We start from the raw sequence: 5,867 nt of genomic DNA on the forward strand, positions 1-5,867 counted from the left end.
CATAATAGCTGATATTGGTACTGGTGTAAAGGGATATGACTGCAATATTATATTTACCAAATATAAAAAAGAGGGGAAAAATGTACACTACGAGGCATTAGAAGATTATGGACTTGAGTTTATCCCGCAACAAGAAATTACTTTGGGTACCACGCTCAAGGTGAATCTTACATTTTGGAACGCCAAAACATTTTACACACACAAACTAAATGTCGGTGATAAAGTTTCATTCATTGATGGACTAGGAAATATTATCAAAAACACTATACAAGAAGCAACTGCCAAACTTAGTAACACGGGTGAGTGCTCATTAATACTTAAACTATATGATGATTCTAATAATATTAGATTAAGAAGGTAAAGGGATTTAAAATGAACAAAGAAGAGTATGAAATTTATAGAATGCAACAGCGCCTTTACGGGCATGCATTAGCACAAGAAGACATGAAAAATTGGATTTATTCAAACATTTTTATAGCTCGAATTGGCACTGTAAAGACGTTTAAACAGAAAACCCAAGAGGCTATAGTTACAATGCCAGAATTTGAAAATTTAGAAATTCACACAAAAAATATATCTAATATCAGCCTTGAACTATCAAAAGGCGATACTGTTTTACTACTTCAATCAAGCATTAATCTTTTTGATAAAAATGACAATATTCATTTTGACAAACATCATTTTTACATTCTTAGCGCAATTGGTCCAAAAACTTTGAATCTAATTTGTGATAATATTAAAATCAAAACAACTAGTACGATTGAAATAGCCAACCAAACAACTAGCTTGAAAAAAATTCTAGATAATATTATAAGTGCTATCAATGGTATAACTATCATAGGGGACTCAGTAATTGATCAGGCAAGCTTAAGAATAGCAACTTCTAGAATTACTGCTGATATCAACAGTTTATTTAAGTAATTTTTGATAAATATGATATAATTAAACCAATATGGATTTAAGAATTGGTGATAATTTCAATTTGGTGTACAATAATGATGTTTTGCTTGTTGATGGAATTAATGAGCAAAAACAACAGCTGTTTATCTTTCTTAAAACTCTAAAGGGTAGTCTAAGTTATGCTCCTAATTGGGGATTAGACTACTTCTTACTTTTAAAATTGCTCAAAATTAATAATCTACAAGCCGTAAAAAACTATTTTCATGAACTATCTAAGGAGCTTAACTTAGATATAATCAATATCTCAATTGAAATACAAGCCCATAAAGTACATATATCCTTTTTTTTCCCGGGCGATGTTTTGAACATGGAGTTTGATTTATGAGCATTGTTTTTGATTCTGATTTTGGCATTCTAAAACGTACAATTAAGGATATAGTAAAATCTAAAAGAGAATACTTAAGAGTAAAGTATGGTATTAATATTGATAATAATCATAGCTCAATTTACAACATAATTGCATCTTCTTTAGCATTAATTGAAGAAGAAATAATTAATGAACTTAATCTGTTTTTTTCTAAAATGAAACCGGGTGGTACTTATTGGGCTGCTATTGAAGAACACATCTCTTCTAAAAGCACAACTTACAGTGCGGTTCGCACTGCTTTACTTAATCTTACTGGAGTAGAGCATGCTAATATCAAAAGTTCAGCTGGTAAAGCCAATATATATCTAATTCTAAAAGAAGATTTACTAGATAGCGGTAAAACTAATATTAACAATTCTGAATTCAAGGCTCAACTTTGGGAAACATTATATCTTACAACTCCTAGTGGTACTTTACTTGATGGAGACATAGAAATTGATGGCCTCAACTCAACTGGACAGCTTAAATCCTACAAAATATCACTCGGCAAAAGAAAATATGTTTATATGAAAGTAAAGTACAAACTTGATCTAAAAAACTATCTCTACTTAAATATAGACGCTCAAATTAGAGACATATATTCTAGGATTATTTCAAACAACTATTCTGATATGGGAATTAGTTTTGAATATCAAGACTTTTTTGCTCCAGTTAACGAAGTAAAAGGAATTAGGTCAATGGAAATTAAAGCTTATGTTAAAGATACAGATACTCAAAGTATTTCAAGCATTAGCGATGGCGATTTTCAAACAAACAAAGATATTGCCGTTACTAATGATACAATGCTACTTTTCAATACAACTGATCGACTGCTTATTGACATTGATAATTAAAAATTATGAAAATACCCAATTTTTTAAAAGATACTCAAGTTCATAAATTTCTAATTACAGAAACTGAATACGCACAAAAACTGCTCAATGAGCTTAAAGTGCTTAATTCTAACTTCATATCCATTGATGCAAAAGAAAACGTTAAATCACGATATATTGCTATATGGCTATCTCAAGTTTTATCAATTTTTTATGCAAAAACTCAAACTTTAAAAAGCATTACAAGCAATATTAATAGTGTTATTTTTGCTTTGCGCCATATTGGCACCGATGAATCATTTAGACTAATTTTTAAGGCTTTTTTAAATGTGGATGTTTTAATTACTACACCCGATGCTGGTGTTATTGATATCTCTTTTAAAGGGGCTATAAAAACAAACTTTACTACATTTATTTCACCCAGCACTGCAAAAGGTAAACTACTTAAAAAGATACTAATTAGAGAAAAAAAATCAGGATACGCTGCTTCTAAAAAAACTTTAGTATTCAACTCACTTCCTAAGGGCTATGATCATTCAATTTATGCGTTCATAAAGAGAATTATTCCTATAGGTAGGGTTCTTAAAATTAATGACAAAGATGGTAAAAATATTATCACTTTTAATGATTAGGGGGGCTTAATGGCCGTAGATCAAGAAAAATTATTAATTGATGAAGAAGAAACAGTACAAATTAAAGATTTGAATAGGGTTAATGAGGTTAAGAACACGGACCTTTTACTACTTGATGATGGAGTTGCAAGTAGCAATGCTATTACTTATGAAAATTTTTTGAAAACCACTAAAGACAAAACCTTTAAGGGCGAAGGGCTCGGCTATTTTAAAGAAATAATCAAGTCTACAATTGCTGAAGAACTTGCAGCCAATACAGATTTTGTAGAAAAAATTTATACTAAAATAACAGACAAACTAATTAACAATGATTCTACTAATCTTTCTAGCCTTTTTAGCAAAATAAAATCACAACTTACAAATAGTATATCATCAGCTACTCTATCTAGAAGTGACAATCTTTTGATAATGCCTAATTCAAGCAGCATTCAAAAAACACCAATTCCTAAACAATTACTGGGAGTGCCGTCTGATTTTACGCATGGTAGAAGTTTTGCTTTTGGGCCCACACTTTATTCATATGAATATAAAGATAAATCAATAACTATCAAAATGGAAAACTCCGATACCGCTACTCTTGTTTTTTATAAATATAATGATAATTATCCTATTTATCTTGATATTGAGCTTGATGTAGAACACTATAACAATATAACTACTAAAGCGGTATATCTAAAGTATAACGATGAAACTGAAAAAAGTATGGTTTATGAACAATCCTATGCCCCACGAGGACTATCTAGTAGAGTTCCTATGTACAAAGGATGGTATGTCCAAAAAAGAGCATACACATCAGGAAATTCAATTCCAGTTCTTTTAAAACTGTGAACTTTTTTAGCAAAAATTAAAGTTTTGGTATATAATATATACATGTAAAAATTAAAATCGAGGATTAAAAAATGGATATTAAAATAACAGAACTTCTAATTAATTTAAACGAAATAAAACTTATGGCCGTAATGATTTTTGTAACAGTACTAGTTCTAGGAGGATTGATTCTTCTAAAACCACTACTAAAAGACATATTATCTATAGTAATAGGCAAGATTTTTAGAAATGGAAATGGCAATAATCATATTAAAAAAAGAGATTAATTCGTGAAATTATCTAAAGATAATCTTGAGATTGGACTTACATCTATATCAACCCTTATTGACGTATTCTCTAAATTTGAAGATGACTTTAGCGAAATTGCACATAAAGGATTTTTTTGGTTTATGAATTGTATTCTCATTATAAATTAATCTATAAAGCAAATATGGAAAGACTTGAGAATACATTAACTCCAACAATAGCTGAAACACTAGCTCCAGTGAATGAGAAAATCAATCAATGTATTGATCTGGTTAATTCTAATGAAAAAAATCTAAAAATATCCAATAATTTAAAATTCAACAAAGAAGGAAAACCTATCTATCAAGAAGGAGCAAATAATGCAAAATAACACTATTGGTTTAGGACTTAATTTGCTATCCAGCTTAACCAACATAGCTAAAGCTGAAACAAACATAGATCATAACTACATTAATACTTTTAGCAGGGTAATAGATTTTTTTTACAAAACATACATAGGATCACTAAAGTCTATGGAAACAACCGAATCAATGAAAATATTTAAAGAAATACAAGACATTGTGAACTGCAACATTGAGATAATAGAAGCTATTTCTAACAGCAAAAATAAAAGAATCATATCTTCACTAAAAGCAAAGCGTAATAAAATCATGAAAGAATATGTAAACGCTCTCAAAAGAGGTGAAAATGCTTAAATTATCAAACTACTTCTTAATTACTTTACTACTATGCTGTACTACTATTGCTAGTTTACCAGAAGAGCCAGAGCCGCCAATTATTCAAACACTAGAATCTTTGACTAAATATGAGGCGCAACTATCAGATTATGTTATGTATCTTGTAACATTCTTAAGTAAAACAAAATCTAAAGTTAATGATCCAAATTACCCAACATATACTTATCCTGATTTATCAGAACTAAAAGACGAACACTCAATAACTTCAATAAAATATAATATCAAACTACTTTTAGAGTATATTCAAAAAACAAAACCTATAGCTAAAAAAGTCTATAATCAATATTCTTATTTAAAAATGTAAATTACAAAAAGGTTTTTCTTGCAAGAAAATATACTTCATATGTGTAAATAGACCCCGCAAACTAAACTAGTGTATAATAAGATATAAAGGAAAAATATTGTGAAAACCGTGCTAACAAATACTACAAGCATAACTGAAGAACAAATATACAATGAGTTTATACGATTGGGGATGGAACAACTAATAGCACAAGATTTATCTAAAAGATATTATCACAATGAACTTACATATAGAGATTTAGAAAATTTAGAAAAACAATTTGGAATAAAGTTTGATAATCTTGTTTCTAAGATAGATAGTATAGAGAAGAATTTAGATACTAAGATAGATAGTGTTAAAAGTGAACTTACTACTAAGATTGATGGTGTAGAAAAAAATTTAAATACTAAGATAGATTTCGTAGAAAAAAATTTAAATATCAAAATAGATAGTTTAGACGCCAAGATTGACACTATAGAAAAGAATTTAAAACAAGATATGTCTAATTTAGAAGAAAATCTCAAACAAAACCTTGACGAAAAACTCAAAATTCATGAAAAATTTTTATTAGAAAAACTTAATATAAGCAACAGATTAATAATTATTATTACAATAATAATAGCTCCAATTGCTATATCTAGCATAGCAAATATTATTACGTCGATAATTAATGGGTTTTCTAAATAGAAATTACAAATAATCCTCAAAATATATAATTTATCATTTCCAAACAATCCTCTTAAAAAGAAAAATTCAATAATAATTGTTTATTCAATATTTAATAGCAATAATTAAATTAAACATTACTAATAAAAAAGGAGAGGAGAATGAAGATTGTCAATATATTATTTTGTATATTTTTTATTCTACTAAACAGCTGTAATTCCGATAATAATGATGCTTTTAGGAATAATAATAAAAATAATACCCAAGAAGTAAAAAGCGGGAAAAAGCGCGATTTAAGCGAACAAGAAAAGCCTAAATCTAAAGAAGAACTTCTTA

The 5,867-nt window shown here is 28.5% G+C and carries 10 protein-coding genes and 1 pseudogene; all 11 read left to right on the forward strand.

Features of this window, described 5'->3' with window-relative positions; genetic code table 11:
- On the forward strand, positions 1–361 hold a 361-nt coding region (locus tag DB318_RS05865; protein ID WP_151074475.1), incomplete at its 5' end, for a DUF693 family protein.
- 11 nt (positions 362–372) lie between these two features.
- Positions 373–921, forward strand: coding sequence for a DUF777 family protein (locus DB318_RS05870; RefSeq protein WP_029346929.1), 549 nt, complete (start codon positions 373–375; stop codon positions 919–921).
- A gap of 31 nt (positions 922–952) precedes the next feature.
- Positions 953–1,285, forward strand: coding sequence for a contractile injection system sheath initiator (locus DB318_RS05875; RefSeq protein WP_029346928.1), 333 nt, complete (start codon positions 953–955; stop codon positions 1,283–1,285).
- On the forward strand, positions 1,282–2,160 hold the full coding sequence (locus DB318_RS05880; RefSeq protein ID WP_031489783.1) for a DUF276 domain-containing protein: 879 nt from the start codon (positions 1,282–1,284) through the stop codon (positions 2,158–2,160). Before DB318_RS05875 ends, DB318_RS05880 begins: the two co-directional genes overlap by 4 nt.
- A 5-nt stretch (positions 2,161–2,165) precedes the next feature.
- On the forward strand, positions 2,166–2,771 hold the full coding sequence (locus tag DB318_RS05885) for a DUF735 family protein (RefSeq protein ID WP_151074476.1): 606 nt from the start codon (positions 2,166–2,168) through the stop codon (positions 2,769–2,771).
- Positions 2,772–2,780: 9 nt separating this feature from the next.
- On the forward strand, positions 2,781–3,599 hold the full coding sequence (locus tag DB318_RS05890) for a DUF685 domain-containing protein (protein WP_031539858.1): 819 nt from the start codon (positions 2,781–2,783) through the stop codon (positions 3,597–3,599).
- Between the two features lie 71 nt (positions 3,600–3,670).
- Positions 3,671–3,865 (forward strand): BlyA family holin, encoded by a 195-nt coding sequence (locus tag DB318_RS05895; protein ID WP_151074477.1) that lies wholly within the window; start codon positions 3,671–3,673, stop codon positions 3,863–3,865.
- A gap of 3 nt (positions 3,866–3,868) precedes the next feature.
- Positions 3,869–4,215 (forward strand): annotated as a pseudogene (locus tag DB318_RS05900) (BlyB family putative holin accessory protein).
- Complete coding sequence (locus tag DB318_RS05905) at positions 4,205–4,540, forward strand: BlyB family putative holin accessory protein (protein WP_031539736.1); 336 nt, start codon at positions 4,205–4,207, stop codon at positions 4,538–4,540. Before DB318_RS05900 ends, DB318_RS05905 begins: the two are co-directional and overlap by 11 nt.
- A complete protein-coding gene (locus tag DB318_RS05910) occupies positions 4,533–4,886 on the forward strand; it encodes a BBA14 family lipoprotein (RefSeq protein ID WP_029346923.1) in 354 nt (117 codons plus the stop codon). The genes DB318_RS05905 and DB318_RS05910 overlap by 8 nt, the downstream gene beginning before the upstream one ends.
- Positions 4,887–4,985: 99 nt before the next feature.
- Positions 4,986–5,552, forward strand: coding sequence for a Bdr family repetitive protein (gene bdr, locus DB318_RS05915; RefSeq protein WP_031539860.1), 567 nt, complete (start codon positions 4,986–4,988; stop codon positions 5,550–5,552).
- The last annotated feature ends 315 nt before the right edge of the window (positions 5,553–5,867 follow it).

This window comes from [Borrelia] turdi (assembly GCF_008828755.2).
GTDB classification, from domain to species: Bacteria; Spirochaetota; Spirochaetia; order Borreliales; family Borreliaceae; genus Borreliella; species Borreliella turdi.